16 protein-coding genes are annotated in these 16,986 nt (G+C 43.4%); 10 read left to right on the top strand and 6 right to left on the bottom strand.

From position 1 onward, the window contains the following. Positions 1 to 182 precede the first annotated feature (182 nt). Entirely contained in the window at positions 183 to 662 is a 480-nt protein-coding gene (locus tag BSR11_RS03920; RefSeq protein ID WP_072669170.1) for an outer membrane beta-barrel protein, read from the top strand. Between the two features lie 106 nt (positions 663 to 768). On the opposite strand, the gene BSR11_RS03915 is transcribed toward BSR11_RS03920, so the two are convergent. Next, the gene (locus BSR11_RS03915; RefSeq protein ID WP_072669364.1) at positions 769 to 1,671 is read right to left on the bottom strand and encodes a LysR family transcriptional regulator; all 903 of its coding nucleotides are present in this window, start codon (positions 1,669 to 1,671) and stop codon (positions 769 to 771) included. Between the two features lie 202 nt (positions 1,672 to 1,873). Between BSR11_RS03915 and BSR11_RS03910 the strand changes: the two genes are divergently transcribed. Together BSR11_RS03910 and BSR11_RS03905 are read left to right on the top strand one after the other, a co-directional pair. Continuing rightward, positions 1,874 to 3,286 carry an MDR family MFS transporter gene (locus tag BSR11_RS03910; protein WP_072669169.1) on the top strand — a complete coding sequence of 471 codons (1,413 nt, stop codon included), beginning with the start codon at positions 1,874 to 1,876 and terminating at the stop codon, positions 3,284 to 3,286. 117 nt (positions 3,287 to 3,403) lie between these two features. Then, positions 3,404 to 3,892, top strand: coding sequence for a GNAT family N-acetyltransferase (locus BSR11_RS03905; RefSeq protein WP_072669168.1), 489 nt, complete (start codon positions 3,404 to 3,406; stop codon positions 3,890 to 3,892). Between the two features lie 27 nt (positions 3,893 to 3,919). On the opposite strand, the gene BSR11_RS03900 is transcribed toward BSR11_RS03905, so the two are convergent. Continuing rightward, entirely contained in the window at positions 3,920 to 5,413 is a 1,494-nt protein-coding gene (locus BSR11_RS03900; protein WP_072669167.1) for an EAL domain-containing protein, read from the bottom strand. A gap of 501 nt (positions 5,414 to 5,914) precedes the next feature. On the opposite strand from BSR11_RS03900, the gene hppD reads away from it, so the two are divergent. From hppD to maiA, 4 genes are read left to right on the top strand one after another with little or no spacing between them, the layout of a single operon-like run. Further along, the gene (gene hppD / locus BSR11_RS03895; protein ID WP_072669166.1) at positions 5,915 to 6,988 is read left to right on the top strand and encodes a 4-hydroxyphenylpyruvate dioxygenase; all 1,074 of its coding nucleotides are present in this window, start codon (positions 5,915 to 5,917) and stop codon (positions 6,986 to 6,988) included. After that, positions 6,981 to 8,123, top strand: a complete 1,143-nt coding sequence (locus BSR11_RS03890) for a homogentisate 1,2-dioxygenase (RefSeq protein ID WP_072669363.1) — start codon at positions 6,981 to 6,983, stop codon at positions 8,121 to 8,123. The genes hppD and BSR11_RS03890 overlap by 8 nt, the downstream gene beginning before the upstream one ends. Then, positions 8,120 to 9,136 carry a fumarylacetoacetate hydrolase family protein gene (locus BSR11_RS03885; RefSeq protein WP_072669165.1) on the top strand — a complete coding sequence of 339 codons (1,017 nt, stop codon included), beginning with the start codon at positions 8,120 to 8,122 and terminating at the stop codon, positions 9,134 to 9,136. The genes BSR11_RS03890 and BSR11_RS03885 overlap by 4 nt, the downstream gene beginning before the upstream one ends. Positions 9,137 to 9,139: 3 nt before the next feature. Next, positions 9,140 to 9,778, top strand: a complete 639-nt coding sequence (gene maiA / locus BSR11_RS03880) for a maleylacetoacetate isomerase (RefSeq protein WP_072669164.1) — start codon at positions 9,140 to 9,142, stop codon at positions 9,776 to 9,778. 23 nt (positions 9,779 to 9,801) lie between these two features. Here maiA and BSR11_RS03875 read toward each other — a convergent pair whose 3' ends face one another. The 4 genes from BSR11_RS03875 to BSR11_RS03860 all read right to left on the bottom strand — a co-directional run bounded on the left by BSR11_RS03875 (position 9,802) and on the right by BSR11_RS03860 (position 14,104). Beyond that, entirely contained in the window at positions 9,802 to 10,896 is a 1,095-nt protein-coding gene (locus BSR11_RS03875) for a sn-glycerol-3-phosphate import ATP-binding protein UgpC (RefSeq protein ID WP_208604770.1), read from the bottom strand. Between the two features lie 49 nt (positions 10,897 to 10,945). Further along, positions 10,946 to 11,788, bottom strand: coding sequence for a sn-glycerol-3-phosphate ABC transporter permease UgpE (gene ugpE, locus BSR11_RS03870; protein ID WP_072669162.1), 843 nt, complete (start codon positions 11,786 to 11,788; stop codon positions 10,946 to 10,948). A gap of 23 nt (positions 11,789 to 11,811) precedes the next feature. Further along, the gene (locus tag BSR11_RS03865) at positions 11,812 to 12,693 is read right to left on the bottom strand and encodes an ABC transporter permease subunit (RefSeq protein ID WP_072669161.1); all 882 of its coding nucleotides are present in this window, start codon (positions 12,691 to 12,693) and stop codon (positions 11,812 to 11,814) included. A 118-nt stretch (positions 12,694 to 12,811) separates the two neighbouring features. Continuing rightward, a complete protein-coding gene (locus BSR11_RS03860; RefSeq protein WP_072669160.1) occupies positions 12,812 to 14,104 on the bottom strand; it encodes an extracellular solute-binding protein in 1,293 nt (430 codons plus the stop codon). Between the two features lie 229 nt (positions 14,105 to 14,333). Here BSR11_RS03860 and BSR11_RS03855 point away from each other — a divergent pair, with 229 nt between their 5' ends. The 3 genes from BSR11_RS03855 to BSR11_RS03845 all read left to right on the top strand — a co-directional run bounded on the left by BSR11_RS03855 (position 14,334) and on the right by BSR11_RS03845 (position 16,982). Further along, positions 14,334 to 15,104: an MBL fold metallo-hydrolase gene (locus BSR11_RS03855; RefSeq protein WP_072669159.1), complete on the top strand. Its 771-nt coding sequence runs from the start codon at positions 14,334 to 14,336 to the stop codon at positions 15,102 to 15,104. Between the two features lie 298 nt (positions 15,105 to 15,402). Then, positions 15,403 to 16,581 (top strand): methyl-accepting chemotaxis protein, encoded by a 1,179-nt coding sequence (locus tag BSR11_RS03850; RefSeq protein ID WP_072669158.1) that lies wholly within the window; start codon positions 15,403 to 15,405, stop codon positions 16,579 to 16,581. 32 nt (positions 16,582 to 16,613) lie between these two features. Continuing rightward, positions 16,614 to 16,982, top strand: coding sequence for a response regulator (locus BSR11_RS03845; protein WP_004395227.1), 369 nt, complete (start codon positions 16,614 to 16,616; stop codon positions 16,980 to 16,982). Positions 16,983 to 16,986: the final 4 nt, after the last annotated feature.

Genomic DNA, 16,986 nt, shown 5'->3' with positions numbered 1-16,986 from the left:
GCAAGCTACAAGTCACCGCCCATCGGGCGGTGACTTCAAATGATAAGCGGATATATTATTGATCTTTATTCACTATCTGTCCTTTCGTTCCTTGAGGTGCAGTGAAGATGATTCTATAATTTCCGGTAATGCATAACATTGGCTTAGCAGCAAGCGGCCAGACAACTATCAAAAGGTTAATTATGAAAAAAACGTTACTTGCCCTCGCGCTATTGGGAGCCTCTTCTGCAGCAATGGCAGATGCTTTGGTTTACGCTGGTGCATCGGTTGGCCAATCTGATTACCGTGGTGATAGCAGTACGGCTTACAATTTGCACGTTGGGACCGGAATTCTGCCATTTTTTGCGGTTGAAGGTGGTTACACAAAATTAGGCGATTTTAAAATTAATGGTATTGAGACCTCTGCTTCAACCATGTATGCCGCACTAAAACCAAGCATTGATTTTGGCCCTTTGCATATTTATGCGCGTGGTGGTATCCATTCATGGAAAACAGAAATCAACAACAGTAAAGATGATGATGGTTTCGATATCATGTATGGCGTAGGCGCTGAATATTTTATTATGGGTCCTTTTTCGGTAGGCGCGGGTTACCATCGTTATACTCTCGATAAGAAAGACGTCAGTGTGCTTTCCTTTAACGCAACTTTCCATTTTCTATAATCGCTTTAGCGGTTAGTCGCTAAATCGGTTTATCACTCAGTTGATAAAACATCAATAACGTCCTTGGAGGTTTTGTTTTTCTCCAAGGGCGTTTTATTCTCGTCAATTATGTATTTAACCAATGACTGAACGCCACTCTTGGCCAATGTGCATTAATGTAGTCAATAAAAGCTTGGGTCCTTTCTGGTAAAAATCGCCGTTGAGGGTGCAGTAAATAAACATCAGCCCCTTCTATATCCCATTCTGGCAATAGAGGAACTAATTGCTGCTGCGTTAGCTCTTGGCTAATCAATCCTTTCGGTAAACGAGCGACTCCCATATCTAGGAGTGTCGCTTGTAAAATCGTATCTAACTCTTCTGAACTTAAGCGAGCTCGGGGGGTAAATTGAAATTGTTCTCCGGTGAGCCGATGTTTAAACACCCAAGCCTGTTTGGTATTTAGCGTCAGTAGCGGTAATGTTTGCAACTGTTCAGGATGATTTAAGGTTAAGGTAGCGGCGTAACTGGGAGTCGAGCAGAGCTGTGATGGATTATTGGCTAGCTTACGAGCGACCCAATCGGAATGTGGCTGAGGACCAAAACGCAAAGCGATATCAATATCGTGACGCGTGAAGTAATCCATGCCGGCACCGACTTGAAAATGGATATTAACGTTGGGATGTTGCTGACAAAATTCTAATGCAAGTGGGCTCAGTTGATGACGTAAGGGGATAATCGGTGCATTAATGACAATCGTGCCACGATATTCTTGTTTGGCACGTAAGGCGATTTCTTGTTTCGATTCGATCTCAGCAAAGAGCTCGGCATAGGTCTCAAATAATTGTTCCCCTTCTTTGGTTAAAACAATTTCTTTACTATTACGGATCAGCAAGATGCTGCCTATATCATGCTCAAGCTGTTGGATTCGGCGACTTAGAGTGCTGCTAGAGAGCGCTTTTTGCTTAGCGGCTAAGGCGAAGCTGCCGCAGCGTACCACCGTAAGAAAAAGCGCCAGATCGTCTAATTTCATCATAATCCCATATTTGCAATTGACGATCCCATTCTATCCTATTTTAGATAGAATGATATTCAGTTATCTTATCGTGATGCGCGATAGACTGCGCTTTCTTCAATCTTGAGTTACCGAAGCTGCGCACCCTCTGCGCTCATTCGCTGATTATTTACCCATTTAACGTTATGTTGTATTGGTATCGTTTAATACCAGAGGATTTATGTCAACCGATTCGACTTATTCAGCTAATCCGAAAATTATATTTGCCAGTGTAGCGCTGGTGATTGCCTTAGGCTCTTTAGAAAAAAGCATTGTCACCACACCCTTAGCTTTGATTGGGCAGGAGTTATCGGCTGGAAAGGCGCTTACTTGGGTGATTACCGCTTACTTATTGGCCGCGACAGCAGTGCTACCCGTTTATGGTAAGTTGAGCGATCTATTTGGTCGGGTACGCATGCTCAATATCAGCATTGTCATTTTCATGATTGGCTCGGCGCTCTGTACGTTTGCGATTGATTTACCGAGTTTAATTGGTGCTCGTGTTATTCAAGGTATTGGTGGTGGTGGCTTAATTGCTCTCGCCTTTACCGTGATTGCGGATTCGATTCCTGCCCGTGAAGTAGGCAAGTACCAAGGTTATATTTCCGCGGTGTATGCGGTATCGAGTATTGCTGGGCCATTATTGGGCGGTTATTTTGCCGATCATTTAACGTGGCGCTGGGTATTTGGAATCAACTTGCCTCTTGGTTTGGTAGCATTATGGATGGTTAATCGTTACCTCAGCCACTTGAATAAACGCCGTAATAGCCGCTTTGACTGGCTTGGTGCCGGATTATTGATGATCGCCACTACCATGTTGCTGCTGTTGCTTTCATCACACTCGTTTATACCGAATGGCTGGGGTGCGTTTATTTTATTGGCAAGCCTTGTCATGCTCGTACTGGTAGAAAAACGTGTGAGCGATCCTATTTTACCCGCTCGTTTAGCGCGTTTACCCAACTACTTAACCGCCATTATGTTGGTGATGGGATCGCAAATGTTGATGTTTGCGCTGTTAGTTTATTTACCGTTACAACTGCAATGGCAGAAGGGGCTTTCTCCATCACAAAGTGGTGTTGTGATGGTCATTTTCATGTTTTGTATCACGGCGGGGGCTTATGTTGGCGGCAAGTTAGTTGCTAAGTTTGCTCGTTATAAATTGTTGGTAGCGTTAGGTTTTGCTTTGGCGATGATTGCGCTATGGCAAATTCACTATGATATTTGGGTTAATTTCGCGCTCGGTTTTGCAGGAATTGGACTTGGCTTAACCTTGCCCGCACTCAGCGTTGTCGTGCAAAGTGTGTTGCCTGCTCGCGATCGTGGTATTGGCATGTCGTTATTTAACTTTGGTCGTGAGTTAGGTGGGGCATTAGGGGTGGCATTTTGCTCGGCGTTATTCTATCTACGAGTTCCCCAAGACGTGACGGTGAGTGAGCATGGCGCTGAGCAGGCGCAAGTTGCTAGCCATGTGTTAGCTCAAGGCTTTAGCTTGGTTTATATCGGCATGAGTGTTCTAGCACTTTGTGCCATGCTACTGACTATTCTCAAGCTGCGTCGTGATGCATTAACCGTAAAAGCACCAGTCACAGAGTAGCGCTATTTACTTTTTGATGCTAACCCATGCGCTCAACACTAATCGGTGTTGGGCGTATTTTTTTTTGTCTTTATTGGCTAGAATTGCTCTAGTTTTTATTTCTGTTATGGCAAGACAATGTCAACAATTATCCTATCAGCGGCTCAGGTAAATGATTTAGAAGTACTCAATCAGTTGATGTTTGAGTTACACGACGAGCATCACCGTGCTTGCCCAGCTTATTTCAAAACCGCTCATGAGATTGAGCAAGAGAAGAGCATTGCTCGTTATTTAGATGATCCGGAATGTTTGGTTTACGTTGCTAAACAGGGGGCTCAGATCGTTGGTTTTATTACTGGGCATTTTTGTGAGTTAATTTCGAGTGTCAGTCAGCCCATTCCGATGGGCAGTATTGATGAGCTATATGTTGTTCCCTGTTATCGCCAACAAAAAGTCGCAGCCTCGCTTCTTGCTCATTTAGAGCAGACATTCGTTGACTATGGCGTCAAAGAAATGTTTGTTGAGGTGTGGGAGTTTAATCAAACGGCGCAACATTTTTATCAGCAAGGGGGATTTGTTCCGCATATACACTGGTTGCGCAAATCCCTATCACAACAGAAGGTGTAACCTTGGTGTTGTTCTGGCTGGTCTTCATTAGGATGAGGATGCTTTCCCCTTTGTTATTGTCGAAAGATCGAGGGGTTTAGAGTAGAAATAGCCTTGTTGATATTGAACCCCTTTGTTGGCAAGGTATTTGGCTTGAGCGGCATGTTCCACTCCTTCCGCGACGATATTGACTTTCAGCTGATGAGCCAGCTCAATAATGGTGTTTAAAATTGGGGCACTAACCGATTGCACGCCAATCGAATCAATAAAGCATTTATCGATTTTTAAATAATCGAAAGCGATATGTTGCAGGACCGATAACGAGGTTTGTCCTGTGCCAAAATCATCAATAGAGATCATCACGCCAGCTTGCCGTAGTTCATGTAAAACGGCTTGTCCTTTTTGATCCAGCAGTTGGCGTTCAGTAATTTCAACCACTAATTGAATTCCTTGAGTCGCCAGATGAGTGGCACAAAGGATTAAACGATGAATATGTTTTTGATGCGAAAGATAACAAGGCGGAACATTAATGCTAAGGTGTAATTGCTGATGGTTAGGTAAATACTGAGCGTCTTTTTGGACTTGATTAATCACATAATCGGTGACTTTATTAATTAAGCCATACTCTTCTGCAATTTGAATAAACGTATCGGGTTTAACAAAACCCAATTTAGGATTAATCCAACGCAGTAACGCTTCATAGCCGACCACATTTTGTTTCTGGCTATCGATCACTGGTTGATAGACTAAAAATAGCTCGTGTCGTTCTAATCCTCTTTTTAGATCATCGAGTAGGCTAGTTCGGCCAGTAAAAAATAAAAATAGTGCATAAATAAAGAAAGACAGCGCAATCGAAGCTGGAAGGGCACTCAGTAGATAAAAGGTTATCTGTTCGGTGACAAAAGAGTCACTAGCGACAATTTGTAACGTAAACAGTTTATTAGCGGAATTCACTTTTACATTATGTTGCTTAGTAATAAATTTACTATTAGCTGGATAGTATTCATTACCGACTTTGACGATTAATTTCGCGATACGAGTATCGGTATGATAACCGAGACGAGCTTGAATATAACCTTGATCGACAACAGAAATGGCACCACGATAGGGATTGTTTTTATCGGCATCAATGACTAATAAAGTGCGCATGGCTGGATCGTTTTGCAAGTCAAAGAAGCGTTCTTTACTGGTGATAATACCATCTGGATAGTAGTAGCTGATGTCTGACTGCATTTCTCCTCGTTTGGATGAACAAACGATCTGTTGATCTTCAACGATCAACATTTCACGCAATAAACTTTCAAACAGTAAGTCTTCTTGAATCTGAGCGCAGCTTTTGTTGCTGTATAACGCTTTGGCATTTTCATCATGGAGATCAGCGACCAGACTATCGATTCGTTTGGCGTATGAATCAGCAATCGTATTCAGTTGGCTATTAATGCTTGTGACGCTGGTGTAGTAAGCGTAAAAAAAAACGATCGGGATAGGGATAAGACAAGCAGATAATATTTTTTTGAGTAGGACTCTTTTTTTATTTTGCAATGCTTTTGACCTGTATTTCTAACTTCGTCTTAAATTTGAAACGGATTGTACACAGATTGCGCATTATAGAGCAAGCGAGCCAAGGCACAAGGCATAAGTTATCGAAGGTTCCGTTTTTTTATGCGGTTGTATACACGCATCGATTAAAGATAGTGCGCAATCATTGATTTCACCAATTCGTTATTTGTTGCGTCATCTAAGGCAAGATTAAAAAATAACCCTGCATTAAGTTTGCTAAGTAGTTAAATCCTTCATTTTTTACACCTGTATAGATATTTATACTCACTAAACTCGGCTCTTTCGAGCGAGGTTTGTCAGTAAAATGACAACGAGATTGATGAGCCACTGGCGGCTTAAACGGATTATGGCTTTTCAATGTAACAAAAATGTTACATTGTTGGTGTTTTTTAGGGGCAGTATTAGGTATTGGCTGATCGTTGCGACTTTATTGAATCGTGCCATGGTTAATAGAGATTTCGACCCTATAAAGGAAACCTAGACATGACATCAATAAGTAACCCTCTTGGTACCGATGGTTTTGAGTTTGTTGAATACACGGCAGCGGATGCGCAGGGGATTGAAGCACTAAAACAGCTGTTCACTTCTTTAGGTTTTGCTGAAATCGCGAAACACCGCTCTAAACAAGCTTGGCTATATCGTCAAGGGGATATCAATTTCATCATCAATGCTCAACCTCATAGTCAAGCGGCTGACTTTGCAAAGCTGCATGGCCCTTCGGTCTGTGGTATGGCATTTCGAGTCAAGGATGCAGCAAGCGCATTGCAACATGCCTTAAGTTGTGGAGCCAAGGCTTATCAAGGTGAAATAGGGCCGATGGAATTGAGCATTCCAGCGATTTATGGGATTGGTGACAGTTTGTTGTACTTTGTCGACCGCTATGGCGATAAAAGTATTTATGATGTTGATTTCTTATTTTACGACGATGCAGAGCAGCGTTTGCAGCACAAGCAGGTTGGTTTATGCGAAATCGATCATCTGACTCATAACGTAAAACAAGGCAATATGGATAAGTGGGCTGGTTTTTATGAACAGCTGGCGAACTTTAAAGAGATTCGATATTTCGATATTGAAGGCAAGTTAACCGGGCTTGTTAGCCGAGCGATGACCTCACCATGTGGAAAAATTCGTATTCCAATCAATGAATCGCGTGATGATAAATCACAAATTGAAGAGTTTTTGCGTGAATACAATGGCGAAGGGATTCAACATATCGCCTTGAGTACCACCGATATTTATCACACCGTACGTACGTTGCGATCGCAAGGTATGGAATTTATGCCTACCCCAGATACCTACTATGAGAAAATTAATTCGCGCGTTCCCGGTCATCATGAATCCGTTGATGAGTTACGCGAATTGCGGGTATTGATTGATGGTGCACCGCTCAAAGATGGTATTTTGCTGCAAATATTTACCCAAACCGTTATTGGTCCAGTCTTTTTTGAAATTATTCAGCGCAAAGGCAATCAAGGTTTTGGCGAAGGTAATTTCAAAGCCTTGTTTGAATCGATAGAAGAAGATCAAATTCGTCGTGGAGTATTGGATGATGCATAAACCGTTTACGTTTCCTCATCGCGAAGGAGTGTTTTCGAAACAGGCTCATGCGGATTTTCCTGAGCAAGCGATCTATGAGCGAGAAGCTGGGCGCAGTGGCTTTTTTGGCGCTGCGAGTCACTTTCATCATCAGCATCCACCCACCGCATGGACCGAATGGCAGGGCGATTTACGGCCCAGAGCATTTAACTTAAATCACTTGAGCCACTCTGAACAATCCTCCCCTTGGTCTGTCCCTCATTTACTGCATAACCAAGAGGTGAAAATCCGGGTCTGGCAGCTTAGCCAACCAATGACCCAATTGGTGCGTAATGCGGATGGCGATGAATTATTATTTGTTCATAAAGGCAGTGCCGAGCTGTTTTGTGATTATGGCCATATGACGATTCATGAAGGGGATTATGTGTTAATTCCGCGCTCAACGACTTGGCGTTTAGACCCTAATGAACCGTTGTTTTTGTTGATGATCGAGAATACGGATGCCGCTTATGCGTTACCAGAAAAAGGCATTGTCGGTCAGCACGCTTTGTTTGATCCGGCGGTGCTTGAAGTGCCGAGCATCAATGCACGTTTTCAGGCGCAATATTCGGAGCGTACTACGCACGTTGAAGTTAAACGTCATGATCAAGTCAGTGTGATCACCTATCCTTTTAATCCTCTAGATGCGGTAGGCTGGCATGGCGATCTGGCGGTACTGAGATTGAATTGGCGAGATATTCGACCGCTAATGTCCCATCGTTATCATTTGCCGCCATCAGCCCATACTACCTTTGTTGGGCAAGGGTTTGTAGTCTGTACGTTTGTACCAAGACCGATTGAAAGTGATCCCGGCGCATTAAAAGTGCCGTTTTATCACAATAATGATGATTATGATGAAGTGCTGTTTTATCACGCGGGGGATTTCTTTAGTCGCGATAATATTGAAGCTGGTATGGTGACGTTTCACCCTGCGGGTTTTACCCATGGCCCACATCCGAAAGCGTTCCAAGCCGGATTAAAAAACAGTAAAACCTTTACCGATGAAGTCGCGGTGATGATTGATACTCGTCACGCTCTGCAATTTACCGACGCGGTTAAAAAAGTAGAAAATCCTCAGTACGTTTATAGCTGGAAAGAGCATAAGGATACGCCATGAAGTTAGCCACGTTAAAAAATGATACGCGAGATGGTCAATTGGTTGTTGTTAGTCGAGATTTACAACGCTGTGTGGTTGTTGATCATTTAGCTTCGACATTACAGCAAGCACTTGATGATTGGCATAAAGTAGAAGGGCCATTACAAGAAATTTCACATGCTTTAAATGCGGGACAACTGACGCATACTTTACCGTTTGTTGAGGATAACTGTAACTCGCCGTTACCAAGGGCCTTTCAATGGGCGGATGGTTCCGCTTACGTCAATCATGTGCAATTAGTGCGGCAAGCCAGAGGGGCAGAAATGCCTGCCAGCTTTTGGACCGACCCATTAATGTATCAAGGCGGTTCGGACAGTTTCCTTAACCCACGAGAGCCCATCCCACTTGCAGACCCTCAATGGGGGTTAGATTTTGAAGCTGAAGTGGCGGTGATCACCGATGATGTGCCTATGGGGATAACCGCCGATCAGGCTGGGCAATATATTCGCTTAGTGATGCTGGTGAATGATGTTTCTCTACGTGGGTTAATCCCTAATGAATTAGCCAAAGGTTTTGGCTTTTTTCAATCGAAGCCGAGTTCTGCTTTTTCTCCGGTGGCAGTGACTCCGGATGAACTCAATGCGGCGTGGGACGGCGCTAAGTTATCTTTGCCATTACTATCAACTTATAATGGTCAGTTATTTGGTTGTCCTAATGCAGGGGTCGATATGACGTTTGATTTTCCTCAGCTGATTGCTCATGCCGCGAAATCTCGCCCTTTATGCAGTGGTACCATTATAGGTTCTGGAACCGTATCGAATAAGCAAGGAACTGAATATGGCTCGTCGATTCAAGAAGGCGGTGTCGGCTATTCGTGTATTGCTGAGTTACGTATGATTGAGACCATTCGAGATGGTCAGCCCAGCACTGCTTTTATGCAAGTCGGGGATACGATTAAACTGGAAATGCTCAATGAGCAAGGAGATAGCGTATTTGGTGCGATTGAACAGACGGTTGTTGACTGGCGGAGCTGATGGATGAGTAAGCTAAAGTTATATGGCTATTGGCGTTCCTCCGCCACTTATCGAGTGCGCCTTGCCTTAGCAATTAAGCAACTGAGTTATCAACAGTTTCCAGTTGATCTCATCGCTCAAGGTGGTGAGCAGCACAGCGAGATATTCCATCAGCTTAATGCAAGTGAATTAGTGCCAGTGTTAGTTGATGGTGATTTCGTTCTCAGCCAATCACTGGCGATTATTGAATATCTTGATGACCACTACCCGCAGGCGCGGCTTATTCCTGTCTCAGGTGAGGCAAAATATCGCGTGTTGGCGTTAGCTCATGATATCGCAATGGATATTCATCCATTAAATAACTTAAGGGTTTTACAATATTTATCACAAAACCTTGCTGTGGATGAGCCCCAAAAAACGCAGTGGTATCAACATTGGATAGCGGTAGGTTTTCGCGCCATTGAAGAAAAGCTGACTATAAGTGCAGGGCAATATTGTATCGGCGATGCACTTTCTTTGGCGGATATCTGCCTGATTCCTCAAGTGTATAATGCAGAGCGCTTTGCCGTTGATATTAGCCTTTATCCAAATATCATGCGTATTACCAATACGCTGCGTGAGCGAGCCGATTTTCACTCAGCCGCACCGGAAAACTGCCGCTGAGTGAAGAGTTTAACTTAGGATGATTAAGCGATAGCTCGCTGGGCTAATGAGGTCGGGCATAAACGCCGACCTTGTTCGTCAAACAGATGTAAGTTATCTACATTGGCTGATAGGTTAAGCGTTTGATCAATATCTACACTCATTTCAGGTGTTACCGCAATAAAATCGCTGGGGTTATCTAAACCAGCGATTTTACCATGTACTAGCTGATTGGGTCCTAGCGGTTCTACCACGCTGATTTGTAAGCGTAGATTGAGGGTGTTTTCATTACTTGACAGTCCAGCGTGCTCAGGTCTGATACCGAGAGTTAACGATGGCGCGCTAAGCTGTTGATATTGAGGCAAGAAAACCTTTTGCTGCGCAACGTGTAAATCGCCTCTATCTAATGATGCCGGGATAAAGTTCATTGCAGGGCTACCAATAAAGCTGGCCACAAAGGTGCTGGCGGGTTGATGGTAAACTTCTTTTGGGCTACCCACTTGCTCAATTTTTCCTTGATTTAACACCACAATCCTATCAGCCAGTGTCATGGCTTCTACTTGATCATGGGTGACATAAACACTGGTCACGCCGAGTTTGCGTTGCAGTTTTTTTATCTCCAACCGCATATGCGCGCGTAATGCCGCATCGAGATTGGATAATGGCTCATCAAACAAAAACAGCTGCGGATCGCGAACAATCGCTCGTCCCATCGCTACACGTTGACGTTGACCACCAGACAACTTGGCGGGTTTTCGATCCAAATAATCTTCAATTTTTAGGGTTTTGGCGACGTGATTAATTTTTTCAGCGATGGATTTTTTATCCACACCACGATTTTTTAAGCCATACGCCAAGTTATCGTAAACGCTCATATGAGGATAAAGAGCGTAATTTTGAAATACCATCGCAATATCACGTAGCGCAGGTTTTTCGTTATCAACTCGACGACCGGCTAGATGGATCTCTCCACTGTTGATGGGCTCAAGCCCCGCAATCGAGCGTAGAATGGATGATTTTCCACAACCAGAGGGACCGACTAAAACGATAAACTCCCCTTTATTAATCGCCAGATCTACGCCCTTAACGGCCTGATGACCATTGTCATAGGTTTTAACTAACTGCCTGATATCCAACATAACATTGTCCAGTTTTTGTGGCGAAGTAGGGGTAACTAAATGCATGGCGTTATTTTTCACTTTCGACTAATCCTTTAACAAACCAACGTTGGAAGATGACAACAACGAATACCGGTGGCAGCATGGCTAAAATCACCATGGCAAAGGCGTAGTCATAACGTGGTAAACGAGTTTCATTGATATTATTGAGAATTTGTTTAATGCCCATCACGATGGTGTTGTATTGCTCATCGGTGGTCATCATGATTGGCCACAAATACTGATTCCAACCCACCACGAACATAATGATGAAAATGGCGGCGATCATGGTTTTCGACAGCGGCAGTAATACATCGATAAAGAAACGAATCGGTCCGGCATTATCGAGCTGTGCTGCTTCCATCAATTCATCTGGAATCGTTTTAAAAAACTGACGAAAGAAAAAGGTTGCAGTGGCTGAGGCAATCAAAGGTAAGATAAGTCCTGTATAACTATTGAGCATTCCTAGGCTTGATACCACTTCATAAGAGGGGATGATTCGTACTTCTAACGGCAATAAAAGCGTGACAAAAATAAGCCAAAACCAGAAGCTGGCATAAGGCAGCCGGAAATAGACCAAAGCGTAAGCCGCAATCATCGAAACCAAAATTTTTCCAAACGCAAAGCCCAGTCCCATGATCATCGAATTGGTGATCATCGATTGCGCGGTAACATTGCCCGAAAATCCATGGCTTTTGTGCCACGCTTCTTCATAAATGGCTAAAAATTGATCGCCCATTCCCCACTGTAAGCCGTCGCTGATGATGGTGTTGGGATGATGAGTCGAGCTGGCAAAAATCAACCAGATTGGCACCAGCATAAATAAGGCTCCGGTGATCAAAATTAAGTGATCGAATAGGTTATTACTTTTCATTTTGCTTCCTTAGATATAACACCTTAATAATGAACACGTTTTTCAACGACACGGAACTGGATAAACGTTAGCCCCAGAACGAGTAGTAATAAGATCACAGATTGTGCTGAACTGCCGCCTAAATCAGCGCCAACAAATCCATCACGATAAACCTTATAAACCAAAGACGTTGTTGAGCCGCCAGGTCCGCCGTTGGTCATGGTATCGATCACGCCAAACGTATCGAAAAAGGCATAGGTGAGGTTAATCACTAAGAGAAAGAATCCAGTCGGGGCAAGCAAAGGAAAAGTAATGGTCCAAAAACGTTTGGCATCACTGACGCAATCGAGCGTTGAGGCCTCTTTGACGGCATAAGAAATGGACTGTAATCCGGCGAGAAAATAGATGAAATTGACCGCGACTTGTTTCCATACGGAGACCAGAATTAATGCGAAGGTTGCATCGAATGGATTGGTTTGCAGACTAAATTGCCATCCAGCAATCGCAAACAGGTCCGTTAATAGGCCAATGTGAGGATTAAACAGAAAACCACCAATAATGCCCGCCACCGCGGGAGCCACAGCATAAACCCAAGTTAGAGTAACCTTGTACGTTCCTTGCCCGTGAATGATGTTGTCTGCTTTGACGGCCAGTAGCAGAGCAAGAGCGAGTGATAAAAAAGAGACGATGATAGAAAACAGTAAAGTGAAGCTGAGTGATTTCAAATATTCATGAGATTGAAACAGCATCTGATAGTTTTCCAAGCCAATAAAAGTAGAGGACATCCCCCATGGATCTTCCAGCATAAAGGAAAGATAGATCGCTTTTGCGGCCGGATAGAGAAAGAAAATAGCGATAATCACCATTTGTGGCGCTAACAGTAAATAGGGCAAAGGGGTATGAGAAAATTGTTGTCGACGTTCCACGGTTATTTCCAATCATAAAAAATGGTACTGAATGGTACGGCTATCTTCGCCATACCATTCAATGAGCGAGACTCAAACAACGAAGCCGTTAGTCTTAAGCCTGTTGTAATGACAAACGTTACTGCACAGTACGAGCAAAACGTTGCAGGAGATTTTTACTTTCGTCTTCGACTCGTTTGAGGCTATTTTCCACCGACGAGCGTCCAGCAAAAATATTGTCGAACTCGCGGTGCATGACTTCACGTATTTGTGGGTAGAAACCTAAGCGATAACCTTGTGTCCATTCGCCGGAAGGTAGACTTAACTGTTTTACGCCTACTTCAGCATCGGGATAGGTTTGATAATATCCAGAGGCTTTGGTTAGGTTATAAGCGGCATTCGTTACTGGTACATAGCCGGTCGATGTGTGCCAATTCATCTGTACTTCAGGCTGAGTAAGATAAGTAAAGAAAGCTGCGACGGCATTTTCTTCTTCTTTAGTATGACCACTTAAAGCAAACAGAGCTGCGCCGCCAATAAAGGTATGAGTGCCCTGAGCGTTTAATTTTTCCCAATGTGGTAAGTAGGTAGTACCTAACTCAAACGGGACTCTATCGCGCAGTCCACCGAAGGATCCCGATGAGCCCATCCACATCGCCACTTCTTGGCGTTCAAAAGGCGTTTGGTTGGCATCCCAGTTACTTCCGTAATATTTGAAGTAGCCCTTATCTGACCATTCTTTAAGCTTATTGAAATGCATCAGCATATCTTGCGAATTAAACATCAGTTGTGATGAAAGAGAGGCATAACCATTGTGCTGATCAGAGAGCGGTAAGTTATGACGAGATTTGAAGTTTTCAAACATAATCCATGGCGTATGCGATTGTGAAAAAGTAACGTAACCTTTTGCTTTTAGTTTTTCGGCTAAGACTTCAAGTTGTTCATACGTTTGTGGTGCCGTTGCTCCAACTTTATTTAAAATATCTTTGTTGTAATAAAGAACGGGAGTGGAACTGTTGAAGGGCATACCGACCATCTTTCCTTGGTTATCTGCATAAAAGTTACGCACGCCAGATAGATAATCTTGAGCATTAAATGAATAACCGGCATTGATAAGAATATCTTGCACTGGTTTTGCCACACCAGGGACATTCATTATGGTTGCAGCTCCGGCATCAAACACTTGGAGAATATGCGGTGATTGACCTGCACGAAATGCAGCAATGCCTGCGGTTAACGTTTCGGTATAGTCCCCTTTGTAGATAGGGGTGATGGTATAGTCCTTTTGTGCAGCATTAAAATCTGCCGCGAGTTGGTTGACCGATTCTCCTAGTTGTCCTCCCATCGCATGCCACCAAGTGATTTCGGTTGCCGCTAGAGTGTACCCAGAAAAAGTGGTTGCCATCAGACCTGCTAGCCATAGCTTATGCATTGTATTTCCCTTATTAATATTCAATTGGAGTGAAAATAGTCGTTCGCTGGATAGGGTGGCGGTCAAATATTTCAATTTAATGTAATGTTCATTTCACTTTGATTTTGTGATGGTTTGTTTTTTGTAATGCGCCAGAGTTAACATTTTTGTTGGTTTTTTGTTTCTTTATTGTTTCTTGTGGTGGTATGGTTAGTTCTATTTTCTTCAGGACCGACCAGTTAGAAACTTTGTGAGAATTCATACCCTTCGCGGCCATATCCAAAATTTATATTTGGTTGATTATCCCGATAAGCTGATGCTATTGGACGGAGGATGTCGCGCCGATGTGCCTTTGATACTGAGTTATATCGTTGATCAACTGCACCGCTCCGTTACCGATCTTAAAGTGGTGGTGGTCACTCATATGCATCCTGATCATGCTGGTGGTGCACATCTATTGCGGCGTCAAACCGGCTGTAAGATAGTCTCTGGTGCGCAAATGGGTCATTGGTATCAAGGTGGGCTAGGGATTGTGATGTTTTGGGCTGATTTAGCTTTGGCGCATTGGATGGCAAAGCGCTTGGGTAAACCAAGGCGTCGTTTATGGTTTCCGCGTAAATTATCTGCGGATCACCAATTGGCCGATGGTGAAGCGATCCCCGGTTTTTCTGAATGGCAAGTATTAGAAACGACAGGACACACCGATAGAGATATTTCTCTCTTTCATCCACAGCAAAGTATTTTGTACGTCGCCGATTTGATCGTCGAAGTGAAAAAACAGCTGATTTCTCCCTTTCCTATTTTTTATCCTAAACAGTATCGTCGTTCGGTTGCACGGGTATATGAACTCAATCCGCAACGTTTATTACTGGCTCATGGTGGTGAAGCCATACTTAATGAGCATGCCTATCAACATTTAATGGACACGACACCGACAACGCCTGCCACTCATTGGCGAGTCGTTAAAATTAAGCTTAAACGTTTTCTGTTTACCCCATTGGCTCATTTTTTCCCTCGTTGATGACTGATTAAGCCTTAATCTTATTTTCAGAACACGGACGCCTATCTTACGAGCTTTACCAACCATATTTCAGTCGTAGTGGATAACATTATCTACTCATCGGAGTTGATACTGTTAAATCGATTCCATTATTCGATTCCATTATTTGCGTAGTTGATATCTGACTGCTACTTTTTAATTGAGCTTAATTTTGTTATGCGCCCAAGTGCTTTTTAGTGTTAATGGATTAGCGCTAACGAATAAGTCATCTAATAATAATCATAATTTTACGTTAGTTCGGCATAGGATAACTGCACATATGTTAGCGCTCAGGCTTGTTCCTCTATTCATGCCTGCCCTAGTGTTATCGGGCATGGTTGTGATCTATTCGAGTTTACCTCTGTACATCAGCGCGTTGTTGGTATTAGCCTCAATGGCTAGTCTGAGTTACGTCGCTTGGAATTATGAATCGTACATTCAGACCGTCAAACAGCAAAAAAAACAAATTGAGCATCTCTCGGCCTCACAGGAGTCTCAATTAGAGTCTTATCATTCATTAGAACCTTTGTTTCTCGAATCATTGCCTGTATGGGCTCGCCATATTGATTCCGCTAATCAACATTTAACCGATTCAGTTTCAGAGTTGAGCCAGCAGTTTTCTCAACTGGTGGAACGGCTCAGTCATACCTTATCTCTCACTGGGGTGAACAGTCACGGTAAAGAGCAATCGGTAACCGAAGAAATTCATCAATGTCGTAGCATGCTCAACAACGCGGTGGATGCATTACGAGCTGGGCAAACACTAAGACAGCAAGTATTGAGTGAGATGCGTGAATTAATGAAATACACCACATCACTGAAAAAAATGGCTGGAGAAGTGGTTGGTATCGCAGATAAAACCAATTTATTAGCCCTCAATGCCGCGATTGAGTCCGCGCGAGCTGGGGAAGCCGGAAGAGGTTTTGCCGTGGTTGCCGATGAAGTGCGTGGTTTATCTCAACAATCAAGAGAAACCGCCAGCAAGATGACAGAGCAAGTGAATAGCGTTAATGCTGCCATCGAGAAAGCCTGTGAAATGGTTGAACAGGTCAACAAAGATGAAACCGAGCAAATGAACAATACCGAGCAATGTATTGATGAAGTTATCAACCATTTTCAACACATAGTACAAACGTTAGATGAACAAGCTCAAGGGCTCACTGAAGATGCCCAACAAGTTAAAGAGACGGTGACACACGTGATCATCCGCCTTCAATTCCAAGACAGGGTGAGCCAAATTTTAGAGCAAATTACTCGTAATTTAACCGAGTTAGGCGATGCTATTACCTTAGTGCAACAAGATAGAAATCATCCGATTGTCGGACAATTATCGCCGCAAAAATGGCTCGATAAAATGAAGAGTAGTTACACCATGATTGAGCAGCATCAAGTTCATACGGGTAAAAAATCTACTCATGGTAGTAAACCGGAAGTGCAATCTGACATTACCTTTTTTTAACGAACAGCAAACCATAAGCAGGAGGTTTGAAGATGAGTAAAACGATTTTGGTTGTTGATGATTCTGCAGCAATTCGCCAAGTTGTTAGCCTTGCTCTAAAAGGCGCAGGTTACCAAACGATTGAAGCCATTGATGGTGCTGATGCGCTAAGAAAAATTCAAGGCGTTAAAGTCCACTTGGTGATCAGCGATGTCAATATGCCCAACATGGATGGATTGACCTTACTAAAAGAACTGAAAAAACAACCTGCGACCAAATTCACGCCCGTGATCATGTTGACCACGGAATCAGAAGCTTCGAAAAAAGATCAAGGCCGTTTAGCCGGCGCGAAGGCTTGGGTGGTTAAGCCTTTCGTGCCTGATCAAATGTTGGCAGCGGTGAATAAACTGATGCCAGCCTAGGAGA

It is taken from the genome of Vibrio injensis, assembly GCF_001895205.1.
GTDB lineage: Bacteria > Pseudomonadota > Gammaproteobacteria > Enterobacterales > Vibrionaceae > Vibrio > Vibrio injensis.
This window is presented reverse-complemented; position numbering and strand designations above follow the sequence as displayed.